Annotated in this window: 19 protein-coding genes, 1 tRNA gene and 1 CRISPR repeat array; of the genes, 13 read left to right on the top strand and 7 right to left on the bottom strand. The window is 58.3% G+C overall.

The window, feature by feature from the left end:
- Positions 1-103 precede the first annotated feature (103 nt).
- The 7 genes from AZSI13_RS04510 (at position 104) to AZSI13_RS04485 (ending at position 11062) form a co-directional block, all read left to right on the top strand.
- A tRNA-Arg gene (locus tag AZSI13_RS04510) sits at positions 104-178 on the top strand.
- 625 nt (positions 179-803) lie between these two features.
- Positions 804-2198 carry a surface lipoprotein assembly modifier gene (locus AZSI13_RS04505; RefSeq protein WP_201262301.1) on the top strand — a complete coding sequence of 465 codons (1395 nt, stop codon included), beginning with the start codon at positions 804-806 and terminating at the stop codon, positions 2196-2198.
- Positions 2199-2254: 56 nt separating this feature from the next.
- Positions 2255-3091, top strand: a complete 837-nt coding sequence (locus AZSI13_RS04500) for a FecR domain-containing protein (RefSeq protein ID WP_109039967.1) — start codon at positions 2255-2257, stop codon at positions 3089-3091.
- 48 nt (positions 3092-3139) lie between these two features.
- Positions 3140-4180: a glycosyltransferase gene (locus tag AZSI13_RS17690; protein ID WP_201262300.1), complete on the top strand. Its 1041-nt coding sequence runs from the start codon at positions 3140-3142 to the stop codon at positions 4178-4180.
- 53 nt (positions 4181-4233) lie between these two features.
- The gene (locus AZSI13_RS17685; RefSeq protein ID WP_201262299.1) at positions 4234-4995 is read left to right on the top strand and encodes a bifunctional 2-polyprenyl-6-hydroxyphenol methylase/3-demethylubiquinol 3-O-methyltransferase UbiG; all 762 of its coding nucleotides are present in this window, start codon (positions 4234-4236) and stop codon (positions 4993-4995) included.
- 23 nt (positions 4996-5018) lie between these two features.
- Positions 5019-10229: a glycosyltransferase gene (locus AZSI13_RS04490; protein WP_109039966.1), complete on the top strand. Its 5211-nt coding sequence runs from the start codon at positions 5019-5021 to the stop codon at positions 10227-10229.
- Positions 10229-11062, top strand: coding sequence for a class I SAM-dependent methyltransferase (locus tag AZSI13_RS04485; protein ID WP_109039965.1), 834 nt, complete (start codon positions 10229-10231; stop codon positions 11060-11062). The genes AZSI13_RS04490 and AZSI13_RS04485 overlap by 1 nt, the downstream gene beginning before the upstream one ends.
- Here AZSI13_RS04485 and AZSI13_RS04480 read toward each other — a convergent pair.
- Both AZSI13_RS04480 and AZSI13_RS04475 read right to left on the bottom strand, forming a co-directional pair.
- Positions 11004-11945, bottom strand: a complete 942-nt coding sequence (locus tag AZSI13_RS04480) for a class I SAM-dependent methyltransferase (protein WP_201262298.1) — start codon at positions 11943-11945, stop codon at positions 11004-11006. The genes AZSI13_RS04485 and AZSI13_RS04480 overlap by 59 nt on opposite strands.
- Positions 11946-12161: 216 nt before the next feature.
- Positions 12162-12821 (bottom strand): class I SAM-dependent methyltransferase, encoded by a 660-nt coding sequence (locus AZSI13_RS04475; RefSeq protein ID WP_109039963.1) that lies wholly within the window; start codon positions 12819-12821, stop codon positions 12162-12164.
- A gap of 47 nt (positions 12822-12868) precedes the next feature.
- On the opposite strand from AZSI13_RS04475, the gene AZSI13_RS04470 reads away from it, so the two are divergent.
- Positions 12869-13786, top strand: coding sequence for a WcbI family polysaccharide biosynthesis putative acetyltransferase (locus AZSI13_RS04470; RefSeq protein WP_109039962.1), 918 nt, complete (start codon positions 12869-12871; stop codon positions 13784-13786).
- A gap of 12 nt (positions 13787-13798) precedes the next feature.
- Here AZSI13_RS04470 and AZSI13_RS04465 read toward each other — a convergent pair whose 3' ends face one another.
- On the bottom strand, positions 13799-14875 hold the full coding sequence (locus AZSI13_RS04465) for a bifunctional 2-polyprenyl-6-hydroxyphenol methylase/3-demethylubiquinol 3-O-methyltransferase UbiG (protein WP_109039961.1): 1077 nt from the start codon (positions 14873-14875) through the stop codon (positions 13799-13801).
- 337 nt (positions 14876-15212) lie between these two features.
- Here AZSI13_RS04465 and AZSI13_RS04460 point away from each other — a divergent pair, with 337 nt between their 5' ends.
- A complete protein-coding gene (locus tag AZSI13_RS04460) occupies positions 15213-16184 on the top strand; it encodes a GDP-mannose 4,6-dehydratase (RefSeq protein ID WP_109039960.1) in 972 nt (323 codons plus the stop codon).
- A 109-nt stretch (positions 16185-16293) separates the two neighbouring features.
- On the opposite strand, the gene AZSI13_RS04455 is transcribed toward AZSI13_RS04460, so the two are convergent.
- Complete coding sequence (locus AZSI13_RS04455) at positions 16294-17121, bottom strand: ATP-binding cassette domain-containing protein (RefSeq protein ID WP_109039959.1); 828 nt, start codon at positions 17119-17121, stop codon at positions 16294-16296.
- Positions 17118-17528 (bottom strand): oligopeptide/dipeptide ABC transporter ATP-binding protein, encoded by a 411-nt coding sequence (locus tag AZSI13_RS04450; RefSeq protein WP_109040036.1) that lies wholly within the window; start codon positions 17526-17528, stop codon positions 17118-17120. Before AZSI13_RS04450 ends, AZSI13_RS04455 begins: the two co-directional genes overlap by 4 nt.
- 174 nt (positions 17529-17702) lie before the next feature.
- Here AZSI13_RS04450 and AZSI13_RS04445 point away from each other — a divergent pair, with 174 nt between their 5' ends.
- Together AZSI13_RS04445 and AZSI13_RS04440 are read left to right on the top strand one after the other, a co-directional pair.
- Complete coding sequence (locus AZSI13_RS04445) at positions 17703-18074, top strand: YajD family HNH nuclease (RefSeq protein ID WP_109039958.1); 372 nt, start codon at positions 17703-17705, stop codon at positions 18072-18074.
- Positions 18075-18370: 296 nt separating this feature from the next.
- Complete coding sequence (locus AZSI13_RS04440; protein WP_109040035.1) at positions 18371-18562, top strand: hypothetical protein; 192 nt, start codon at positions 18371-18373, stop codon at positions 18560-18562.
- Here the strand turns inward: AZSI13_RS04440 and AZSI13_RS17440 are convergent.
- Positions 18553-18723 carry a hypothetical protein gene (locus AZSI13_RS17440; RefSeq protein ID WP_165833301.1) on the bottom strand — a complete coding sequence of 57 codons (171 nt, stop codon included), beginning with the start codon at positions 18721-18723 and terminating at the stop codon, positions 18553-18555. The two genes, AZSI13_RS04440 and AZSI13_RS17440, sit on opposite strands and share 10 nt — an antisense overlap.
- A 195-nt stretch (positions 18724-18918) precedes the next feature.
- Between AZSI13_RS17440 and AZSI13_RS04435 the strand changes: the two genes are divergently transcribed.
- A complete protein-coding gene (locus tag AZSI13_RS04435) occupies positions 18919-19296 on the top strand; it encodes a hypothetical protein (RefSeq protein WP_109039957.1) in 378 nt (125 codons plus the stop codon).
- A 563-nt stretch (positions 19297-19859) separates the two neighbouring features.
- On the opposite strand, the gene queD is transcribed toward AZSI13_RS04435, so the two are convergent.
- The gene (gene queD, locus AZSI13_RS04430; protein ID WP_109039956.1) at positions 19860-20315 is read right to left on the bottom strand and encodes a 6-carboxytetrahydropterin synthase QueD; all 456 of its coding nucleotides are present in this window, start codon (positions 20313-20315) and stop codon (positions 19860-19862) included.
- A gap of 86 nt (positions 20316-20401) precedes the next feature.
- Between queD and AZSI13_RS04425 the strand changes: the two genes are divergently transcribed.
- A complete protein-coding gene (locus AZSI13_RS04425) occupies positions 20402-21253 on the top strand; it encodes a radical SAM protein (RefSeq protein WP_109039955.1) in 852 nt (283 codons plus the stop codon).
- A gap of 67 nt (positions 21254-21320) precedes the next feature.
- A CRISPR array of direct repeats spans positions 21321-22009; the repeat unit is 28 nt; unit sequence TTTCTGAGCTGCCTATACGGCAGTGAAG.
- Positions 22010-22061 lie beyond the last annotated feature (52 nt).

Raw genomic sequence — 22061 nt, 5'->3', positions numbered from 1 at the left:
TTTCGCCTTTCACTCCCGCAGCCTAGCTGATAGACTTGTCGCCCTTCTGCGCCAGCCCCGGCGCCCCTGTGACAGCGGGCAGTACCGGGCACCGGCAGCACGAGTCTCCATAGTTAAATGGATATAACGGCTCCCTCCTAAGGAGCAGTTCCTGGTTCGATTCCGGGTGGGGACGCCAGCGACAAAAAGGCCCCCGATTTCGTCTGAACTCGGGGGCCTTTCCTTGGGTTGCGCGACAAATGGCATTGAGGGGATCTACTGCAATACGCGCGGATGCCCTGTAGCCCAGCAGGTGGCCTAGCCAGATGCCGCCCAATGACATCCCCCCCCGTTCAGTTGCAGGCAGCGGCCCAAACCTCTCGAACAATCACATCGACACGCCCAAGAACGCAGGGCTTTCGCATGTTGGTGAGGAAATGGGCTACTGATGCAATGCCGCAGCCATTTATTACTTATGAACTGGGGAAAAACGACGGAACATGTCTTGCGCACCCGAAAAATGGCGCATTAGCCTTGCCATCTGCGTTGAAATTGCTGCTGTGGCTTGTTATTTCCACTTTTGATGCGACGTTCCCATGAATTTCCTCAAACGCAGGGAGGGCCAAGTCATCACACGGCTTGGTGCCGGCCCTGTTTCCCGATCCATTTTCAGCCAGAACTCCACGCGTGAATACTGGCTATCGACTTTAACCAGACTCGCTAAGAATTCTTGCATAAAACCTGTTAGCATTATATTTATGGAATAATTCGCATTATTCCCGTCATCAAGCGCTGTCGCACCAATCCATCAAGGAGTCGAAAAATTGGCAAAATCGCCGGATCAACCGAGTTCCGAGCTACGGCAATGGTTCGTAGCTAGTGCCTTGGTATGTGCAAGCACGCTAGCTATTGCCCAAGAGGCGCCAGTCATTCACGCTATTGACAGCCAAGTAAACGAAGCCTTTCGGCAGGTTCTCAAGGATCCGAGCGATCAGGATGCCGGCCAAAGATATGCCCGTCTGCTGATATCAGCTGGTAATTACGAAGGGGGCATTGCTGCACTGGAAAGACAACTTCTGAGTCCCGACCCACACCCCTCGATTCGTTTGGAACTCGCGGTGCTTTACTATCGGCTCGGCTCTTACCAGATGTCTGAAAGCCTGCTCCAGCAGGCATTGTCTGATACCCGCCTCTCTGACGAACAACGCGCCGTGGCAGAAAGATTGCTGCGCGATGTCAGCGCACGTAACCAGCCATCGCAACTGAGCGGCAGCATCATGGTTGGCCTGCGTCGGCAGACCAATCCGAGCGCACGCAGTGAGGCGGACCAGGTCTATTCCGCGGGCGCCCTCGTTCCGTTGCTTCCGGGATTCAAGCCCAAAGCAGATAACGACTTACAGCTGACCGCCCGCCTGGATCATCGCTACGACCTCGGCTGGCAAAACGAAGCAACCCTGGTCAGCTCCTTTACGGGGCAGATCGTCAATTTTCAGTCCTCCAGTGGCCGCCAACTGCGGGCCAATCAGGAGCAGCCCTACAATCTCGCCTGGGCCGAATTCACCACAGGGGTACGCTTCAAGCCCTCGGCAGCCTCGCTTCCGGGTTGGTACATTCGCCCCTATCTGATCCTCACCGAGCTTGCTGCCCAAGGGCATCGCTACCTCAGCAACCAGGGCCTGGGCCTGGAATCCGAATATCGGATAAGCGAAAAAACGCTGACCAGCGCCATCTACGAATATCGAGACTACAAATACAGTGAGCGCATCGACATTCCAAATGCAGCTCAGCTCGCTGGCCCTGACAACCATCTGCGCTTCCAGTTGGCCCATGAACTGGCTGCTGGTCACTTTATCAGCGCCACCTTGGGTTTGCGGAAACATCAAACCGGGCGCGATTACTATGACTACGATGGGCAAGAGCTGAGAGTCACCTACTCGACCAGCTTTGCCAGCCCGATTTCCGGTACCGTTGGCAGCTATTGGCACAGCGCCCTATGGACGGGTGTTGCATCACGAAAATACGGTGGGCCGGATCCGAGCATTCATTCGGGTATTACCCGCAAGGACGATGACTGGCGCGTGGGGGCTAGTTTATCAATTCCCATTTCCAGCGATTGGTCATTGCTGATGCAATTGGAACAAGCCCGTACCCACTCGAACATTCCAAATTACCAAAGCAAAAACACCTCATCGCTGGGCGCCCTGGTTTACCGATTCTGATGGAATCGAGTCTTACGACCTGCGTTTACAGTTGATGCTTGCACAAGGAGTCTGCCATGAGCCCCCCCTTCTATCGTGACCTGTGGTTAGCTGCTGCACTCACCAGCAGTGCGGCACTGCCCACCGGGGCCGCACACGCGGCAATTTTGCCCGTTGGTATTGTCACCACCTCAGCCCAGAGCAGCGCCAGTGGCGATACGGGCAATACGGCACATGTTGGCGTTAACGTGATTCCCGGCCAGCGCCTGCAGACTGGTAACAACGACTCGTTGCACGCACTTTTTCTGGATCAGTCTGCGCTGACCCTCGGGCCGGATTCGGAATTGACGATTGATGAATTCACCTATGACGCCGAAACCCAAAAGGGAAAGGTTCGCCTGAATTTGATTCGGGGCTCCTTGCGTATCGTCGGCGGATTCATCAGCAAAAACGAAGCTGCCGTCATTACCACCCCGTTCTCCACGGTTGAAGTTCTGGGGGGCATCTCGTTGGTTTCTGTGCGAGGCAATGAGACACAGGCCACGTTCTTGTTCGGACAGCAGATGCGGGTATCAAATCCCTCAGGGACACAATCGGTCACCCGTCCGGGATTCTCGGTTAATAGCAATCAAAATGGCCCAAGCGCCCCTACACGGATGTCGCCACAGCAACTAACCTCCCAGTTAAGCCAATTGGAGCAAACCCGGACCCCGACAGGTACTCCAGCCCCGACGTCCCCCACCCCTGTCACTCCCCTATTGAGTACCAGTGATCGACAAAGCGGCCAGAATCTGCCGAATCAACGATTGGCCCCAGATCGTATAACCGTGAACACAGACAATACTCAGCAAGCCAACCCGAATTTGACACTGAATAACTTGCTGGCCACTGGGTCCAACAAAATCGCCTCCTGACTCCACAGGAGTCGCCACCAGATTACGGATATCAGGTCCTGCGGGTTCATGCGCATCCTTTTTGTATCCAACTACCCGCACCTGCCTGAAATTCACGGTGGCTTGCAGACAACCACCCATGATCTCTGCCTGACGATCAAGACCATGGGTGGCGAAGCAAGTGTACTGTGCGGACAGTCCCTTGATGCAGGAGCCACTGCTCCCCCCTTGAGAACGGACTACGACCTGGGTTACCCGGTCACTCGCGCAGCCGACCCTGAAGAGCTCCTGCCGGAGATTGCGAGCAACTGGCGCGCCGACGTAATTGTGGTTCAAACCGGAACCAGCCTGCTGCCGATGGTCATTCGCAGCCTGTCTACCGGTCGGCCCACGGCGGTCTATCTGCATAACGTTGAGACCCACCAACTTGCGGGTACGCTGGTTGCCGACCCCGCGCTACGCTACTTTGCCAACTCGGACTTTACTGCCCAGCGCTGGCATTCCCTGAGCAATATTGATTGCTGTGTCATCCCGCCGATTGTCGATCCTGCGCAATATCTGGCGGACGGCACCGGGGAACAGGTGCTATTTGTCAATCCGACCCCGATCAAGGGTGTGGAGATCATGTTCGCCCTGGCGGCGGCCTGCCCGGAACTCCCCTTTCTGGTTTATGAAAGCTGGAACCTGGCCCCCACTTGGCGAGAATACTGCCGCGCCCGGGCCCGATCATTGGGCAATATCCACTGGTGCCCACCCACATCGGACATGCGGGAAGCCTATTCCCAGGCCAAGGTGCTTCTCATGCCCTCCATCTGGGAGGAGTCGTTTGGTCGAACCGTCATTGAAGCCCAGCTCAACGGCCTTCCCGTACTGGCCAGCAACCGGGGCGCACTACCGGCATTAGTTGGCAACGGTGGCATGACCCTTGACCCCCACGCGCCAATCGCCGACTGGGCGCAGGCATTGCGAGAGATCTACACCACCGCAGCGCAACGCAGTCACCAAGCTCGCCAACTCGGCGTCAGCCACGTTGCAGCCACTCCGCTCATTGTCGGGCAATTGCTGACCGAATTAGCGCTGCATATTTGTGCCGCGCAAGCACGGCAATAGGCGTGCCCCTTTCTTGTCGGCTGACTACGACAGCCCCCTTAATAGACTTTCCCATGCCCCAAACGAAGAATCCGGATTCCTTGTTCGCCCAATATCCCAAGCCTCAACTTCAAGATTGCAGCTTTTACCACTCCTTTGATACGGCCGATGGCGAAATCATTGGCCAATGGGATCTGCGCAAAAATGCAGCCCAGTACCTGGGCGGCGTTGACCTGACCAACCGTTCAGTCCTTGAAGTGGGCCCGGCCAGCGGCTTTCTTTCTTATTACATGGAAAGCCGGGGGGCAAACGTCACCTGCGTGGAACCGCCCCTCGCCTATCTTTGGGATACGGTGCCTTTTGAGAACTACGATTTCGCCACCTGGAGACGCGAGTTTACGGAAGAAATCAAGCGGGTCAGAAACTCATTCTGGTACGTCCACCATGAAAAAAACTCGCGTGTCCGCCTGATGGAAACAGACCCCTGCAATATTCCGGCAGCAGCGGGCCAGTTCGACATCGGCCTGCTGGCCTCGGTACTACTCCACTGCCGACGCCCCTTTGATCTGCTCGAAAGCGTGGCCAAGCGAACCGAACATGCGATGGTCATCACCGAGATATGGAATCCCACGTTGGGCGATGGTCCCGTCTGCATGCTGCTGCCACACCAGGGGATGCGCCAGGTGCATACGTGGTGGCACTTCACCCCGCAGTTCTTCATCTCTGCACTTGGCATTCTTGGTTTTACCAAACCCCGTGTCAGCATTCATACCCAACAACAACCTGCAGAAAATCGGGAAGTCACACTCTTCACGGTCGTCTGTGAGCGCCCCTAGTCTCGTTGACCTCACCGCCGACCATGCATGAAGCAATTTCACCAGAAGTCCTGCTCGAACAAGCCTGGCACAGCAACGCAAATGGAGACCTGAATAACGGGCTACGCCTGGCGCAGGAAGCGCATAGTTTCTCCCCAACGCATCAGAGTGCTGCTGCGCTGGGCTATTTCCTGATTGCTGGCGGTCAATATCAGTCCGCCTACGACCTGCTGCTGCCAGCGGCTCAGCATTGGCCACAATCCGCCACATTGCAGTGGTATGCGGGACTGGCTGCACAGCAATTAGGGCATGGCGACATGGCGGTCGAACTGCTGCGCTGGGCCTGCACGGTCGATCCATCGCTGCACGAAGCGGCCTTCACCTTGGCCTGGCAACTGCATGATCAGGGCGAACTTGATGAAGCCCTTTATTGGGCACTACAAGCACTGGGTGCCGAACGTAGCGCACCTCGCCTTCTGCAAACAGCCTGGTTGCTGCACCAAACACAACAGTACCGCGACGCTGCAGATTTATACGAAAACGCCATCGCCCAATACCCGGCCGAAGTGGTGGAGCAACGCCAGCTACACCTGCAATTGGCAGAATGCCAGGTACAACTGACCAGAATGGTTGAGGCAGGGATCACCCTCAACAAGGGGCTGAGCCAATTCCCTGACGATGCCAGGTTGCAGACAGCACTGGCTCATTTCCAATGGCTGCGTGGTGATCGGCTGGCGGCAATCGCGATGGCCCGAAAGTTAACGGAACAAGACCCGGAGCAAGTGGCTAACTGGCACCTGCTCGGCGCATTCCTGCAGGACTCGGGCGACTGGCTGGCTGCTGATCCATGTTTTGATCAGGTACAACGCCGCGATCTCAGCCAGAGCGACGCGCTGTTCCGCCGCGCCCAGATTCAGGCCCGCGCCGGACGCCCTCAGGATGCCGAGTGGTTACTGCAACAAGTGCTCCATCATCAACCGTCAGCCCAACCGGCTCTGACGCTGATGGCGCAAGTCCTGCTCGACATGGGACGGGCTGACGAAGCCCGCCGGTTGCTACTCGACCTGTTGCGCACAACTCGCCAGCATAGCGAGCGCTGGCGCTTGCTTGCCGTCGCACACCAGCAACGTCAATTCCCGGCCCTGGCGCGCAGGGCCATCCTGCGATCACTGCGCTGCGACCCCGGGAATATTGAATCCATGCGCCTGCTGGGCTGGATTGCCTTGGCGGAAGATGACCGCACCCAAGCGGTCAATATGGCCAATCAGTTACTGACCAGGCGCCCTGAGGATCTCCACACCCAGATTCAGGCAGCCTTCATTCATGCAATTGCCGGAGATCCTGCTCTGGCTAGCCGTTGTGCCGAAAATGCCGTTACCCAGGCACCAACCAACGCCGAATGCTGGCGCGCACTCTCACAAGCACGCTATCGCCAGCAACGGTGGCGCGAAGCTGAAGAGGCCGTGGATGTTGCCTTGCAAATCGAGCCAAACCGGATCGACAGCTTGCGCCTGCTGGGCTGGATTTTCATTGCCCAGCACCGCTTTGGCCATGCCGAACTGGCCTTTCTAAGAGCACGCAACCAGGCACCGGAAAACCCAGTTCCCCTACAGGGACTGGCAGAGCTTCACCTGTGTACCGGCCATTTCTTCGCCGGACTCTCAGCCGTGGATGCCCTGGAAAAGATCGGGCCGCTATCGACAAAAACCCGACTCACTCAGGCCCGCTTGCTGATTGAAGGTGGGCAGGCCCTAAAACAACCGGGCTGGCACGAAAAAGCCCTGAATATCTGTCGCACGTTGCTTGCCGATCATGCACAACACGCCGATTTGGCGGAGTTGCTGGTGCGACTGTGTGGCCTGGGTTTCAATCCCGCCCACTCCTTGGCGGCAATGTTGCCACACACGTTGTGGCGGCTGACCTGCCAGCAGGCACTCAACAAGGCGGTCACCCGCAATGGGCATACCTATCTCAGGCGTTTGGCCACAATCTCCAAGGATAGCTTTCCGGATGAGCCTTGGTTGGCATTTGCCCGCTTGTACGCAGACGCTCTCGATAGCGCTGCATGCCTCGAAAAGCAGGCCTGGGATGCACGTAATGCCTACCGGATGTTGAAACTGCGCAGCGGCTTGTCCCCTGACTGGGGCAACCGTCTCCCTCGGCCGCAAGGAAATAGGCTGCGCATCGCCTATGTCGCCAGCCAGCAACATGAACGCCTCCTGACAGGAGTGCTGAGTAATCACGACCCCTTGCGTGTAGAGGTGTTCTTGTTCAGTGCGCAAGCCCTTTCTGGTCTGCCGACATCAGTCCATTGCCTGCCGTTGGATCTAGAAACCCTTGCCCAGACAATCACCGCCAATCGCATAGACGCAGTAATCGATACCGGGGGGCTGCACCCATTTGAAGGGCAGTTTGCACTGCTAGAGTGTTACGCCAGAAGACTGGCACCGCTTCAGGTTGGCTGGCTGGGCTGCCTGAGTACGGCAGGCGGTCTGTTTGACGCACTACTGACTGACACGGTAGCCGTACCCGACGGTGCTGACGTGCATTACGAAGAAGCCATCTGGTCGCTGGATGGTGGCCAATGGTGCTGGACGCCCCCCTTGCACGCCCCGCCCCTCCAGCCCCCGCCAGCCATTGCGCTGGGCTGGATCAACTTTGGTGTTACGGCACGCGGCCTACGCATCAACCAGGATAGCCTGCGGGCCTGGGCGGCCATTGTGACGGCAACGCCCGGCTCTTGCTTGTGCTTCATCGGCACAGTCAGCCAGGACTGGCCCCAACGCGCCGAAATTCTCGAATCCCTGGCGCAATACGGCATTGGCCCCGAGCGGGTGAAGTTCCATACCCCTTGCAACTATGAGGAATGGCTCGCCTGGTTCCAGAAAATTGATGTTGTACTGGACAGTTTTCCTGGCAACGGCGGACTCAGTCTGCTGGATGCCTTGTGGATGGGAGTCCCGGTGGTAAGCCAACGCGGCAGCTGGCTAGGTGCGCGACAGGGCGCCTCCATTTTGCACAGCCTGGGCGCAGAAACGTGGTCGGTTGATAACGAAGCCGACTTCATCAGCACTGCCATAGCGCTTGCCCAAGACTTGCCTGCATTGCAGCGCATCCGCGAAGGAATGCGGCAGCTCATGCAGAACTCCCCCTTGCTGGACGGCAGACGAATTGCCCGGCAAATAGAAAAATACTGTGCCGAATATACGGATCGCCTGGTCACGGATGTGGCAGGAAACGACCTCAAACAAATGGTTCGCGCCCATGCCCAGCGCGGCCTAAGCGACTGGCTGGACAAACCGGCTGCCTGTATCAACCTGCCCGCGCCAGCCGCCAGCGTAACCCCGGACTTGTCCGTGGTGGTCATTCTCTACAACCAGGCGGGACTCACCCGCCGTACCCTGCAAGCATTGGCCGATCAACGTGATGTGTCTTTCGAGACGATCATCATTGACAATGGCTCCAGCGATCAGACCGGCGAACTCCTGGCACGGGTACGTGGTGCCCATATCGTCCGCAATCAGGAAAATCGTGGCTTTGTACTGGCCGCTAACCAGGGGGCGGCACTGGCACGTGGACGTCACCTGCTGCTGCTCAACAATGATGCGATTATTCAACAGGGGGCGCTCGTCGCCACCTGCCGGCGACTCGATGCCGATCCGACCATTGGTGCGCTGGGAGGGCGTGTCGTCTTGATGTCCGGCGGCCTTCAGGAAGCGGGCAACACCATCTTTCAGGATGGCTCCACTGCCGGTATTGGCCGAGGCAGCGATCCGTTTTCCCCGGCTGCACTGACACAACGCAACGCCGACTATTGCTCCGGAGTTTACCTCGCCATCCCCATGCCACTCTGGCGCATGCTGGACGGCTTCGATCTGGACTACGTCCCTGCCTATTACGAAGATACGGATTTCTGCCTGCGCGTCTGGCAAGCCGGGTTCCGGGTAGTCTATGCCCCCGACATTCTGGTGGAACACCTTGAATGGGGCAGTGCCGGCAACAACGAAGCCCAGCAGCGCATGCAGACAAACCGCCAGCGCTTTGTCGACAAACACCGCGACTGGCTGAGCCGCCAGCCCTCCCCTCGGCGAGTCTCACTCGATGATGACCGCTGGCGCAACCCGGCCGACACCCCCCGTAAACCGAGGGTACTGATCATCGACAATGAAGTACCCCACATGGCGCGTGGCGGCGGCTTGCCCCGTGCGCGACTGATGCTGAAGGCCTTGCAGGATTGGCCGGTAACGCTATTTCCGCTTTGGTGGTTCGATGATGACTGGGGACAGGTCTATGGCTCCATCCCGGACAACATCGAAGTCATGATGGGCTACGGCATTGGTCAATTGGAAAAATTCCTCGAATCGCGCCAAGGTCTTTACGACGTTCTCTGGATCAGCCGCCCCCCGAATCTGAAGGCCCTGACTCCGCTCCTGAAACGCCGTCCGGACCTATTTGCTGGCATGCGCCTCATCTATGATTCGGAAGCCTTGTTTGCCTTGCGCGAAATTGGGGAGCTTGCCGTCAAAGGGAACCCCCTATCGCCACGGGATGCCCGGCAGCGTCTGTCCGACGAACTGGTGCTCGCCGAGCACGTTGAAACAGTTGTCGTGGTGTCGGAACGCGACGCACAACCTTTCCGGGAACGGGGTCATCCTGTTTCCATCCTCAGTCATGCGATACCTGTACGTCGCACCGTTGCTGGCCCCAAGCGGCGTGCCGGGCTGGTTTTCGTTGGGGCACTGCACCCGGACACCCCAAATGAGGACGGTTTGCTTTGGTTTGCCGAGCACGTCCTCCCCCGACTGCGAACAAAGCTACCGGAGCTGCCAAACATTGAAATCGTTGGCGAGTGCCGATCGGTCAAAATCGCTGCATTACCCAGCGACACCTTTCGCATTCTCGGCGCACAACCGGATCTGCGCCCCCATTATGATCGCGCCAGAATATTCATTGCCCCGGCGCGCTTTGCCGGGGGGGTTCCTATCAAAGTCATCGAAGCGGCTGCGCACGGCATCCCAATCGTCGCATCGGCCATTCTGCAACGGCAACTCGGCTGGCTCAATGGTGTGGAAATTCAGGGGGCCCATGATGCAGAAGCTTTTGCTAATGCGATTGTCCGGCTACTAAGCGACGAAGACCTCTGGCGTCGCCAGCAGGCTGCCGCCTGGGCTCGTTGTGAAGCGGACTATCACCCCGACGACTTTGCCAGACAAATCCGTGCGCTCCTGCTGCACGCTCCCCAGGATAATCACTGATGTCTCAACCACTGAACACCACCGCCATGCGCCAGGCCCGGCGTTCGATGGCAAACGGCAACATCCCCCATGCAGAAGCCGGGCTGCGCCGTATGCTCAGCCGCGATAGCAACCTGCCAGCAGCCCATCTGGCCTTGGCCAAGCTGCGCTGGCCCGGGCCTGATTACCGCCATTGGCTGGCCTGGCTGCACAAGCAGCTTGCCCCCAAGGTCTATGTGGAAATCGGGGTTGAGGCTGGAAAATCGCTGGCCCTGGCCCAACCGGGTACCGAGGTTATTGCGATTGATCCCGCACCGATAGGCGACCCGTTGCAATCCTGTGTGGCTTCCGGCCAGCTCTTCGAACAAACCAGTGCCGCTTTTTTTGCCGATGTGCCAGCAGCCAGCGGCTTGGCAACAAAGGGTTTTGACCTCGCATTCATCGATGGCGATCACCGCTTTGAAAGCGTTCTCGATGATTTCATTGCACTGGAACGTTATGCCAATCCCGGTGCAGTGATACTCCTGCACGACACCCTGCCGCTGACCGAATCCACGTCAGGAGGGGCCCGCCACACCGGCTTTTACAGCGGTGATGCCTGGAAAGTTGTGCCTTGCCTGCGCGCATTACGCCCAGATCTTCGTCTGACCACCCTACCGACAGCACCTACCGGGCTGACACTGGTTACCGGCCTGAATCGATCCTCGCGCCTGCTTGAAACGCGTCGCGCCTTGATCCACTCAGCTTATGCCCACTTGCCCAGCGCCCACGCAGTTGCCAACCCACACGCCTTGTTCAGCTTGGGACAAAACGATCCGACGTGGCTGGCAGCCTGGCTGGCGAACGCGCAATGACACAAGCAAAGTCGTGGTTCAACTGCCCTGTCTGATAGAGCTCGTCCTCGGCCGCCATCACGCTGCGCAAATACGGTTCTGCTTCCTCGCATAGGAAATTCTGGGCGACCCCGGCCAGCAACATGTGCAGAATGCCCCCGCCATAAGGCTTCACCAACGGGGAAGAAAAATATGCCGGAATTAGTGGCAATAGCCTGGAGGAACAGATGGCCTCGCTGGGGTCGATAGCCACCACTTCGGCAACGGTTGGGCTGCGGAAATTCCGCTTCCGGCCCCCATCGAGCACTGTCATCAAATGGTCGGGCAACAAATCGGAAATCTGGTTGAGGTGGCGCATCTGCTCATCCGGCCATTGAAACTGGTCCGGGCCCACATACTCGTTCATGAAAAACCAGCCATCAGGTGCCAGCAGAACAGCGATATCCCGATACAACTGCTCAAGGTTGGCACAGTGATGCACACTGGCAACCCCCAATACGGCGTCAAAACTCCCCGGCAGAAAAGGTGCTCTCCCCACGGGCAGGCAATTCATGTCCGCCTGAAGGTAGTGAATGGCATCCAGCCCTTCCGCTTGCGCCGCTTTGCGAGCGACTTCCAGTACCTTGGCAGAGAGGTCAATCGCCACAATCTCGCGGCCCCATCCGGCCTGAGCAAGCTCGCGCTCGAGGGAGCCACTGCCGCATCCGAGCACCAGCACACGCCCCAATGGCAATGACTGCCCGGCGGATACGGTACGGAAAAACCAGGCCAGGGGCGAAACCATCGGATCGCCGCTGACCATGTAGTTGATTCTTTCCCTGACCTTGCTGAGATGAGTCCAGTGCAGCCCCTGTGCTGTCCAGGTATCCGGATCGCCCCAGGTAATATCCAGCTGATCAGCCAAGCCACTATCGATCGGCCCCAACGTACCGTCGGAGGTTGTGGCATAGGAGGATGGAAGACTCATTAGATACCCTTAGGTAGGCAAAATCGTGGATCGAAGAAAACTCGCGCTCACCCGTGAAGCGAATGCCCAACGAGCTGAAATATCGGTGTTGGACGCATCCGTCAGAAGCGGCTTCATTACCGCTAAACAGCCCAAGAACAAGCCCAAGAATGACTAAATTTTGGCCCCGGTAATGTACCTCATTCTGTCCTCACTGACCGTCTGCCAGGCAAGCAAAGCGTCGCTGCCATACACCCTGCCGTTCATGTACTTTTCGAGCCTATCAAGCATTCTGGTGGGGAATCTCGATACATGAGCTTCGTCCTTGAGGAAGACCGCCACCTGATCATTCCAGATGTCCTGATCCTGATAGGCTGAAAAGGATTCAAGCAGGACGCAGGGGAAACCGCTGCGCTGTCCCCAGCGAGTCAGGGCCACCCCCGAGTCGGGATAGAATCGCCAGCAATCGACGGGATAACGGTGAAAATCACCGTTGGCCGGTGCATTCAGATACAACAAGCCATCCGGTGCCAACACCCGTAGGACTTCATTGAACATCAACCAGAAGAACTCGATATGTTCAAAACAGGAGCTGCTTACAACCACATCAATGCTGGCATCTGCAAATGGCAAACGGTAGGGGTCATCCAGAACCACATCCACACCACTCCCCGGTACAAAATCAACACCGATGTAGCGGGAAGCGGCAGGTGCGCAGTGGCGCAGACTACCGTTAATATCCTGCGAGCCAATATCCAGAATCGTTCGTGCTGACGACGACCCAAGGTACGTATCAAAAAATAGCCGCCCATGATTCAATGCGCTGAGATGCATGACAATTCCCCTGCTCTGCTGCCATTCCCAAAGAGGTTACTGCAATAATGTTATTTTTCGGCAATCCCGCACCAGATGCAGAACTGGTCATCCTGTATGGCAACTGCCAGACCCCATTTCTGGCCACCTTACTGGCTGCAGCACATGGCGATAAGGGATATCTGTGCGTACTCAATCACGCACCACCAGGAGAGGAGGCAGACAAGCCATCGCTTGAGCAACTACAGCGTTGCTGCCTGTACCTCGAACAATATGACAGCCAGCCCGACCTGTCGAACCAGGAAGAACTGCCTGAAACCAAACGCTACGGCATCCCGCTACGGCGTTACCTGCGCGAGCATCGTCCGAAGTCTTGCCCGAAGCTCATCTTCCCCAGCTTTCTGATGACCTGCATGTGGCCCTTTGCGAGCACGGGAGATCCCCGCAACAAACCGGAGCCGGGTTATGTCTGGGGACGCTATCCGTATGCCAACAAAGTGGCGATGAAGATTGCAGCCCGGGGACTCAAGGGCGAAGAGGCACTGGACGCCTACAAGCGTCTGTCCAGGAAGCACATGCCGAATTTCAGGAAGGTTCTGAAAAAAGCAAAAAACGAGCTGAAAACCCGTGACGCCCATTGCGACATCAAGATTGCCGATTATGTCTGGGCCAATTTCCGTAAGCGCCACCTCTTCCTGTCATGGGGACATATCCGGAAAGAAGCCATCGGCGTGCTGGCGGAGCGCATCCATGATGTGATCCAGCCCCATCTGGGTGGCGAACCCGAAACCACCCGACAACAACTGCTTGCTGCACTCGCACAGATGTCGGACATGGACACCATGGAAGAGCCTATCGACCCGGTGGTGGCCGACGGGCTTGGCCTGAAATTCTGTCAGCCAGACAAGCGCTTCCGCTGGTATGAGCAGTCCTGGACATTCGACGAATACATGACCCGCTACCTCGACTACGACACCCGCTGGTAAGGCAGGGGAAACTCAGTCAGCGCGGCGACGCATCACCACCACATCCTGATTCCCGGCAATCGCCTCGATGATGTCCAGTACCTCGAAATACTTTCCCCAATGGGAGAGGATGTAACTGGGGGAATGCAGAATGTCTCGTGGATACATTTCCGCATCGCTTGCCCCCGCTGCAGGGACAACACCACAAGCGTCATGGACCCCTTCACGCTGAGCTGCCAGCTTGCGCTCTTTCGGCATGCGATACAGGGCCATCTGCGTCAAGCCCTGAACTGAAAGCAATAACAACCCGCCAGGAACAGTAATCCGCTGAAGCTCCGCCAACCAGGCATCCTGTGCCGCTTCAGTCAAATGCGGCATGACGGACAGCCCGAGCACCAGATCAAAACTCGAGTCATCCACCGGCACAGGCGGCAACAGCCCCACTTGCATGAAATCTGCGTTCGGCAGCGCGGCGGTGCAAGACTGGATCGCCTCCAGATCCATGTCCATTCCGGTAACCCGGGGACCAAAAGGCAACAGATGGCGGGTCAGACGCCCGACGCCGCATCCCCAATCCAGGATGGAGTTGAATGAGGCGATGGGGCGACCGAAGCGCTCGGCAAGCAGGCAGGCAAAACGCGACACAATCGTGGCCCCACCCCAAAGAAACGCATTTTCGTCACCAGAGCCGATCACCTTCGCAATCTGGGCTACAGGCGGAACTGGCGGCTCATCCGTGCGATCAGCCAGAAACCATGCCGTGCGATACGACCAGGCATGCTCACCAAAGCGATCAGTGATATTGAAACGAGCCACACCACCGGGAAACAGCTCACGCTTATCGAGGAAATGATGGGTGCAACGAAATCGCGAGGCAGCCGCCTGAGGAATATCAGGAAAGCAATCGAGCAAGTCAGGAGAAGGCAACGGCCACGCCACGTCATCAAAATCAATGCCATTGATCAGAAAGCGACATTCATCCTGCGTATCCCACAAACCGACCACCCAACCTTCCATTACCAAGCTCTCAGCTTCAATGGTGATGCGATCCGGCATCCATTTAAGGTGTTTGACTACAGCAAGCTGAAGATCAGCTTCAAAAAGCGACACGGTATATCAGTCCATTTATTGGGATTAGGCACAAAATTTACCATGTCCAACTCCCATGGCAAAAGGCTTTGTTGCACGAATCAGCCAAAGAATGAAATTGCCTTCGCCCTGATATACCATATGGATTCTTGACATGAAGACGCTCGCCAACATATCAGATGGGACCTACCGGGCAAATCCACTTGGTAAGTTGTATGCAGGGCTTGGCACTTATTCAGCAAAGCCATGGCAAAATTGAAGTAAACATTTTTATAAATACAGCCATTCAAGCCAATCTTTTACTTCCCCACTTTAAATAATAAATTTAACAAAAGAAAACATAAAAGAGAGAAAAACAATGCGGGCATTAATTTGTGGAATTGGCGGGCAAGACGGTGGTTATCTCGCAAAACTCTTGCTGGACAAGGGCTATGAATTGTATGGAACTTCACGCGACATTCACTTAATGTCCAAAATTGGGCTACGCAGCCTGCAAATTGAAAACAAAGTCAATTTGCGCTCCATGGCAATAAGTGATTTCCGGAGTGTTCTCACCGTACTTTCAGAAGTGAAGCCCGACGAAGTTTATAACTTGGCGGGTCAAAGCTCAGTTGGCTTGTCTTTCGAACAGCCGATTGAAACGATGGAAAGCATCACAATTGGAACCCTTAATTTACTGGAATCAATACGCTTCTTAAACAAAAATATTCGCTTTTACAATGCCGGCTCTTGCGAATGCTATGGCGACACCTTTAAAAACTCGGCCAATGAAAATACAGCTTTCAAACCGCGCAGTCCGTATGCCGTGGCTAAAGCAAGTTCATTTTGGCAAGTTGCAAACTATAGAGAGGCCTATAAATTACATGCAAGCACTGGGATTCTTTTCAACCATGAATCTCCCATGCGCCCAGAAAGGTTTGTCACTCGCAAGATAGTGTCCTCTGCTTGTCGAATCGCTCGAGGTTCAGATGAAGTACTGGCCTTGGGAAACATTGACATCCACCGTGACTGGGGATGGGCTCCCGATTACGTAGAGGCAATGTGGGCCATGATGAAACAGGACCAGGCGAGCGACTATGTGGTTGCTACCGGTCGCACCGTATCCTTGTCTTACTTTATTGAGTGCGTCTTCTCTGAATTAAATCTAGACTGGCGAGAGCATGTAAGAAGTAACCCATCACAGTTTCGACCAGCGGATATTCTGGAAAGCAGGGGAGACCCCAGTAGAGCCCATAAAATACTGGGTTGGCATCACAAACTGGAAGTGGAAGACATCGTCCGAGAGATGATTAAGGCGCAAATGGCTGCTGATTTTCAGACCCCAGACTGAGGCCTCTGCGAATTGCTCCGGCTTTCGTAGACAGTTCACCCACACAAAATAAAAAAGCCGCTCTGGAATCAGAAGCGGCCTTTTTTTATTTGGGAAGTCATCCGCAACCTTAGCCAGTAAGCAGCTGCCTCAAATTATCGCCTTCTCCCCTCCTCCGCTGCCCAACCAAGGTCGGTGTAGCCGCCAATAGCGCCTGCGTGTAGGAATGCTGAGGGCTATCAAACAGCGTGGCAGCAGGCGCTTGTTCAACCACGCTGCCGCGGTACATGACCATGACCTCGTCGGCGATGTGGCGGACGACGGAGAGATCGTGGGAGATGAAGACGAAGCTGGTGCCGTGGCGCTTTTGCAGTTCGGTGAACAGATTGAGGATCTGGGCCTGGATGGAAACGTCGAGGGCGCTGGTGGGCTCGTCGGCGATGACCACCTGGGGTTGCAGGATCATGGCCCGGGCGATGGCGACCCGCTGCCGCTGGCCGCCGGAGAACATGTGGGGATAGCGGGCGGCGAACTCGGGCCGCAGGCCCACCTGCTCCAGCATGTCGGCCACCCGATGACGGCGCTGGGCACGGCCCAGGTCGGTGTGGATGATGAGGGGCTCTTCCAGCACGGCGCCAATGGATTGGCGGGGATTGAGTGAACCGTAGGGATTCTGGAAGACCATCTGCACCCGGGGCCGCAACTGTCGCCGGGTAGCGTCATTGACCGGCGTGCCGGCAATTTCCAGGCTGCCGCCATCGGCATCGTCCACCAGGGCCAGGAGCCGCGCCAGGGTGGATTTGCCGCTGCCGGATTCCCCCACCACGGCCAGGGTACGGCCGGCATCCAGGCTCAGGCTGACACCGTTGAGGGCCGGCAGCCATTGCTGGCGGCCAAACCAGCGCCGCCCCACGGGATAGCGGCGAACCAGCTCCCGCGCGACGAGTACAGGTCTCATGGCCGCCCCTCCCGACTGAGGATCAGGGGCGCAACGCAGCGCACTGCCCTCCCCGCCTCCGGGCTGTGCAGGTTGGGGCGGGTCTGGCGGCAAGCCGCCCTGGCCCCGGGGCAACGGTCGGCGAGGAGACAGGCTTCGGCCCGTCGCACCGCGGCGCCGGGCACCAGGCCCGGCAGGCTGTAGAGGGGAACGCCCAGCTCATTGTTTTCGGGAATGGCCGCCAGCAGCGCCTGGGTATAGGGATGGGCCGGAGCACGGAAAAGCGCCGCCGTCGGGGCAGCCTCCACCACCTCTCCGGCGTACATCACCGCCACCCGGTCCGCCACCTGGGAAACCACCGCCAGGTTGTGGGAGATGAGGATCAAGGCCATGCCGTAGCGAGCCTGGAGTTCCTGCAGCAACGCCATGATCTGGGCCTGGACGGTCACAAAGGAAGCTAACCGAGTACGAGCGGTAACCGGCGAACCAGCAATGGCGGATGGCCACGGGAACACGGCTCACCACGCGCCACGGCGCGGTAGAGCCGCTACAATCCGGCATCACCTAGAACCGCCCCAACCTTTCGCGCCGGAGACTTTTCCATGAGCACATTCGATCATCACAACGACCCGGTCATGCAGGCCGCCCGTCGGGACAAGGAAGCCCGGGAAAGTGGCTACCGGGAAAAGGCCCTGAAGATTTACCCGTGGATCTGCGGCCGCTGTGGCCGGGAATTCACCTCCCGCAACCTGCGGGAACTGACGGTGCACCATCGGGACCACAACCACGACAACAACCCGGCCGACGGCAGCAACTGGGAGCTGTTGTGCCTCTATTGCCACGACAACGAGCACCAGAAGCAGCTGGAATTTGCCCAGGGCAACAAGTCCACCGGCCCAGGCGGCATCGCCGCGGCCAGCCACAACCCCTTTGCCGATCTCAAGGCCTTGCTGCAAGGGGGCAAGAAAGACTAACCGGGTCTGCTCTCCCATGGCAGCGGCAGTCTGTAACGACCGGCGGACGCATTGGCCCGGGAGTCCTGCCCAGTTGCGTGGGCACAACGACTCGGACGTTCCGCCTTTTCCTCAAACGTCGCTTTTCCCGACGCTGGAACCTCAACCGCGGCATCCCGGCGCCACCGTGGCCCGCCTTGATACTGCCCCGGCCTGCCATCTGGCAATGCCTGTGCGGCGCCGGTTCTTCCTGCTCACCATGCAGATGGAAGCTGCCAGGCTGCAACCGGGAACCTTTGGATAGCCAGCTTTTCACCATGACCGACGCTTCTTCTGGCCGGCCGCCCTGCAATCGCTGCCGCTTCTACTACATCACCCACGACCCGAGCTTTCCCTACGGTTGCCGGGCCCTGGATTTCAAGAGCCAGCGGCTGCCCGGCCAGGAGGTGCAATCGGCCTCAGGGCAGATCTGTCTCTACTTCAAACCGAAGCCCAACCCTCAGGACTGAATGGCGGCCCGGCGGGCCTTGCGGCGCCAGCAGGCGGGGGTTTGCAGGGCCAGCACATCCACCGGCTTGCTGCCGAAAATCTGGCGGGCGAAGGCGCGCCGCTCCCGTTCTTCCTGGGTGACACCGGCGATGTGATCGAACCATTTCTGAAGGCGATTCATGGCAGCTGACTCCTCATAAACGTTGCTGTCTCGCCAAACCCTTCCGCTTTTTGGCGGCGATGGCTTGGCCTTGAGGAGCAGAATATCGAACTACTGTTGTTTTGTACAGTAGTTCGATATTCGTCGTCCCGACCCAGGAAAACAGCGCAGCGGAATATCGCCCCGCGACACGGCAAAGACAGGGAAAATACGCAGATGAACCTGGATCTTTCTCAACACCTCTCCAGCCACGGCGAACGGGGATTGGCGGCGGCGCTGGTCTTCGCCCTGGTGGCGGAGCGCCTCAACGGCTTCTACGAGCATGGGGTCTGGCTGACGGACGCCCAGGGGGCAACCCTGGCGGCGGAGTGGCTGGGCCGCTCGAAGCGCAGCCTGCCCCTGGCGGAGCGCAAGCGCCTCTCCAGCCTGAGCGGGGACCTGGCCCAGGGCATCGCCGCCAGCCTCTCCCGAGAGGCGGGGCTGCACACCACCCACGAAATGATGGAGGCCCTGGACCCGAACTATCACTCGGATACGGGGCTACTGATGATGGCCCAGTGCGTGGCCCTGCTGGAGGCCCAGGAGGGGGAATAGCTGGCTGCGGAAGACCGCGCCAGGCGATGGGCCTGGGAAATGAGCCTGGGAAATGGGCCTGGAAACAGGGCTGAGCAGAGGGCCAGGCAAAGGGGGGCCCGCAGCGATGACTGGTTTTGGCAGGCCTTGATGCGAAAACGCTCTCCTCTGCTCACCATGCCCCACGCCCGGCAACCGACGGCAGGCGGCAGCAAGGAAGCAGATGCGCCGCAATGGCGCTGAAGCAATGGTCTGAAGAACGGCTGGCAGGAAAGTCGGTGTCAGACGATTTGCCGCATCAGACATGCGGCCCTCCCCCGCACCACATGGTGTTCCCCGGCACTGCCAATCAGGCAGAACTGCCCTGGAACCCTGGCAGGACGCGGACATGCCTGGAGAGGCGCGCCCTGCTTGAATCCTGGCGATGATATTAGGGAAAGTGGCGTCCTGCTTGCCTCTCCGGCCATCCTCTTGAAAGGACAGGGCCGGGAAAACTCAGGTGGGAAGCAAACGAGAACCTGGCAGCCAGCAGACGGCAATCCACCGGCAAGCCAGGCGAAAAACCGCTGACAGCCCGGCAATAATCAGGCGGAAACTTCCTGGCGCAGGGCGTCGGCCCAGCAGTTGGGCGTTTCGTAGAGGCGTACCTGCTCCAGACGCAGATGGTTGCCGTAGGTATCCCGATAGACCGCATCGAGAATGCGGAAGGCGGTCTGGGAGAGATTCTCCGCCGTGGGAATGCAATCGAGCACCACCGTCTTGTGGCCCGGCAGGGTCTGCAGGAAATCCACCACCGCCCGGTCGCCGGCATAGACAAGGAAGGCGTGATCCCACACATCCACCACATGGGCCTTGGCCAGGGCTTTGACGTCGGAAAAATCCATCACCATGCCGTTGGCCGGGTCCCCATCCTTGCTGATGATGTCGCCAGCCAAGGTGATTTCCAGCACGTAGCGGTGCCCGTGCAGATGACGGCACTGGCTGCGGTGATCGGGAATGCGATGGCCGGCATCGAATTCCAGGCGGCGGGTAATTAGCATGCTGGGAAGGTGTCTTTGGGAGCCGCGGATTATATCATTGGGCCCCGGCCTTCCCCCTTTTGCCGCACCGCCATGAAGGTATTGCCATGAAGTATCCCGCCCAGCCCCTCAGCGTCACCGACCACCGCCGCGACAGCGCCGGCATGACCTACGTGTATCCGGTGCTTTCCCGCCGGGCCGGCGGCATCTCGGTGGGTATCAACCTCAATCCCAACAACGCCTGCAACTGGGCCTGCGTCTATTGCCAGGTGCCCGACCTGACCCGGGGCGGCCCGCCTCCCATTGATCTGGCCCAGCTGGCAGCGGAACTGAATGCCCTGCTGGACGACATCCAGAGTGGCGAATTCATGGCCCACGCCGCCCCGCCAGAGGCCCGGCAGATCATGGACATTGCCTTCTCCGGCAACGGCGAACCCACCAGCGCAGCAGAATTCCCCCAGGCCGTGGCCCTGGTGGGCGACCTGCTCGCTGCCCGGCAACTGGCGGGAAAGATCAAGGTGCGCCTCATCACCAACGGCAGCCTGCTGCACCGGGCAGAAGTGCAGGCCGCCATTGCCCACCTGGGCCGCCTCAACGGCGAAGTCTGGTTCAAGGTGGACCGGGCCACCCCGGCCGGCATGGAGGCCGTCAACGGCACTCGGCTGGAACCCGCCCGGGTCCTCGCCAACCTGCGCCGCTGCGGCGAGCTGGCCCCCACCTGGGTACAGACCTGCCTCTTCCTGCAGGACGGACAGGCACCGGCAGAAGCGGAAATCCAGGCCTATCTGGACCTCCTCGCCCAGGCCCGGGACCGTCTCCAGGGCATCCACCTCTACGGCCTCGCCCGCCCCTCCCTCCAACCCGGCGCCGAACACCTGGGCCGCCTCCCCAGCGACGCCCTGACCACCATCGCCCACCGCATCGAAGCCCTGGGCCTGCAAGTTGTCGCCACCCCATGAACGGGGAGGAGTGCAGCCGGTGAGGCAGGGAAAGAGGGGGGAGAGCCAGCTGTACATCGGGAGCGCATTCTGATGCTGCCTATACGGCAGTGAAGCAGGCGAACACCGTTACGGGCATCCCGTTCCATTTCTGAGCTGCCTATACGGCAGTGAAGCATGGGGTCATCCCGGCGTCACGCGTGTGCATTTTCTGAGCTGCCTATACGGCAGTGAAGGCACACATCAACGCCGAAGCCTTCGTGGCCGATTTCTGAGCTGCCTATACGGCAGTGAAGAGCGCCCCGGGGGTGATGCCAGACAGGCTGCTTTTCTGAGCTGCCTATACGGCAGTGAAGAAGCCGATGCTCCGCTCCAGGCGCTTGATGATTTTCTGAGCTGCCTATACGGCAGTGAAGGACGGGCGCCGCGCTGAAGGTATAGGCCACCTTTTCTGAGCTGCCTATACGGCAGTGAAGGGCGGTCAGGCGAGATAAGCTGGATCGCGGTGCTTTCTGAGCTGCCTATACGGCAGTGAAGCCCCAACCCCCTGAACCGCATCACCCTGGCCTTTTCTGAGCTGCCTATACGGCAGTGAAGCCGCTGGTGTGGGGCCTGGGCGGCCACCTGAATTTCTGAGCTGCCTATACGGCAGTGAAGGTCTGCACTATTGGTGATGTCTTGCCGCAGCTTTTCTGAGCTGCCTATACGGCAGTGAAGTCTTCCATGGCCAGGACGCCACGGGCCCTGGTTTTCTGAGCTGCCTATACGGCAGTGAAGTAGAGGAAATTCACGCTATCCCCATGAAACACCGGGAATATAGCGCCATTTC

Source organism: Azospira sp. I13 (genome assembly GCF_003112695.1).
GTDB lineage: Bacteria > Pseudomonadota > Gammaproteobacteria > Burkholderiales > Rhodocyclaceae > Azospira.
Note: the sequence above shows the minus strand (reverse complement) of the source record. Positions and strands in the feature narration are given on the sequence as shown.

Coding starts and splice junctions, on each gene's coding strand:
- AZSI13_RS04445 (WP_109039958.1), top strand. CDS start 17,703: ATGAGCACATTCGATCATCACAACGACCCGGTCATGCAGGCCGCCCGT.
- AZSI13_RS04425 (WP_109039955.1), top strand. CDS start 20,402: ATGAAGTATCCCGCCCAGCCCCTCAGCGTCACCGACCACCGCCGCGAC.
- AZSI13_RS04500 (WP_109039967.1), top strand. CDS start 2,255: ATGAGCCCCCCCTTCTATCGTGACCTGTGGTTAGCTGCTGCACTCACC.
- AZSI13_RS04470 (WP_109039962.1), top strand. CDS start 12,869: ATGTTATTTTTCGGCAATCCCGCACCAGATGCAGAACTGGTCATCCTG.
- AZSI13_RS04460 (WP_109039960.1), top strand. CDS start 15,213: ATGCGGGCATTAATTTGTGGAATTGGCGGGCAAGACGGTGGTTATCTC.
- AZSI13_RS17690 (WP_201262300.1), top strand. CDS start 3,140: ATGCGCATCCTTTTTGTATCCAACTACCCGCACCTGCCTGAAATTCAC.
- AZSI13_RS04455 (WP_109039959.1), bottom strand. CDS start 17,121: ATGAGACCTGTACTCGTCGCGCGGGAGCTGGTTCGCCGCTATCCCGTG.
- AZSI13_RS17440 (WP_165833301.1), bottom strand. CDS start 18,723: ATGAATCGCCTTCAGAAATGGTTCGATCACATCGCCGGTGTCACCCAG.
- AZSI13_RS04435 (WP_109039957.1), top strand. CDS start 18,919: ATGAACCTGGATCTTTCTCAACACCTCTCCAGCCACGGCGAACGGGGA.
- AZSI13_RS04450 (WP_109040036.1), bottom strand. CDS start 17,528: ATGGCGTTGCTGCAGGAACTCCAGGCTCGCTACGGCATGGCCTTGATC.
- AZSI13_RS04490 (WP_109039966.1), top strand. CDS start 5,019: ATGCATGAAGCAATTTCACCAGAAGTCCTGCTCGAACAAGCCTGGCAC.
- AZSI13_RS04440 (WP_109040035.1), top strand. CDS start 18,371: ATGACCGACGCTTCTTCTGGCCGGCCGCCCTGCAATCGCTGCCGCTTC.
- queD (WP_109039956.1), bottom strand. CDS start 20,315: ATGCTAATTACCCGCCGCCTGGAATTCGATGCCGGCCATCGCATTCCC.
- AZSI13_RS04485 (WP_109039965.1), top strand. CDS start 10,229: ATGTCTCAACCACTGAACACCACCGCCATGCGCCAGGCCCGGCGTTCG.
- AZSI13_RS17685 (WP_201262299.1), top strand. CDS start 4,234: ATGCCCCAAACGAAGAATCCGGATTCCTTGTTCGCCCAATATCCCAAG.
- AZSI13_RS04475 (WP_109039963.1), bottom strand. CDS start 12,821: ATGCATCTCAGCGCATTGAATCATGGGCGGCTATTTTTTGATACGTAC.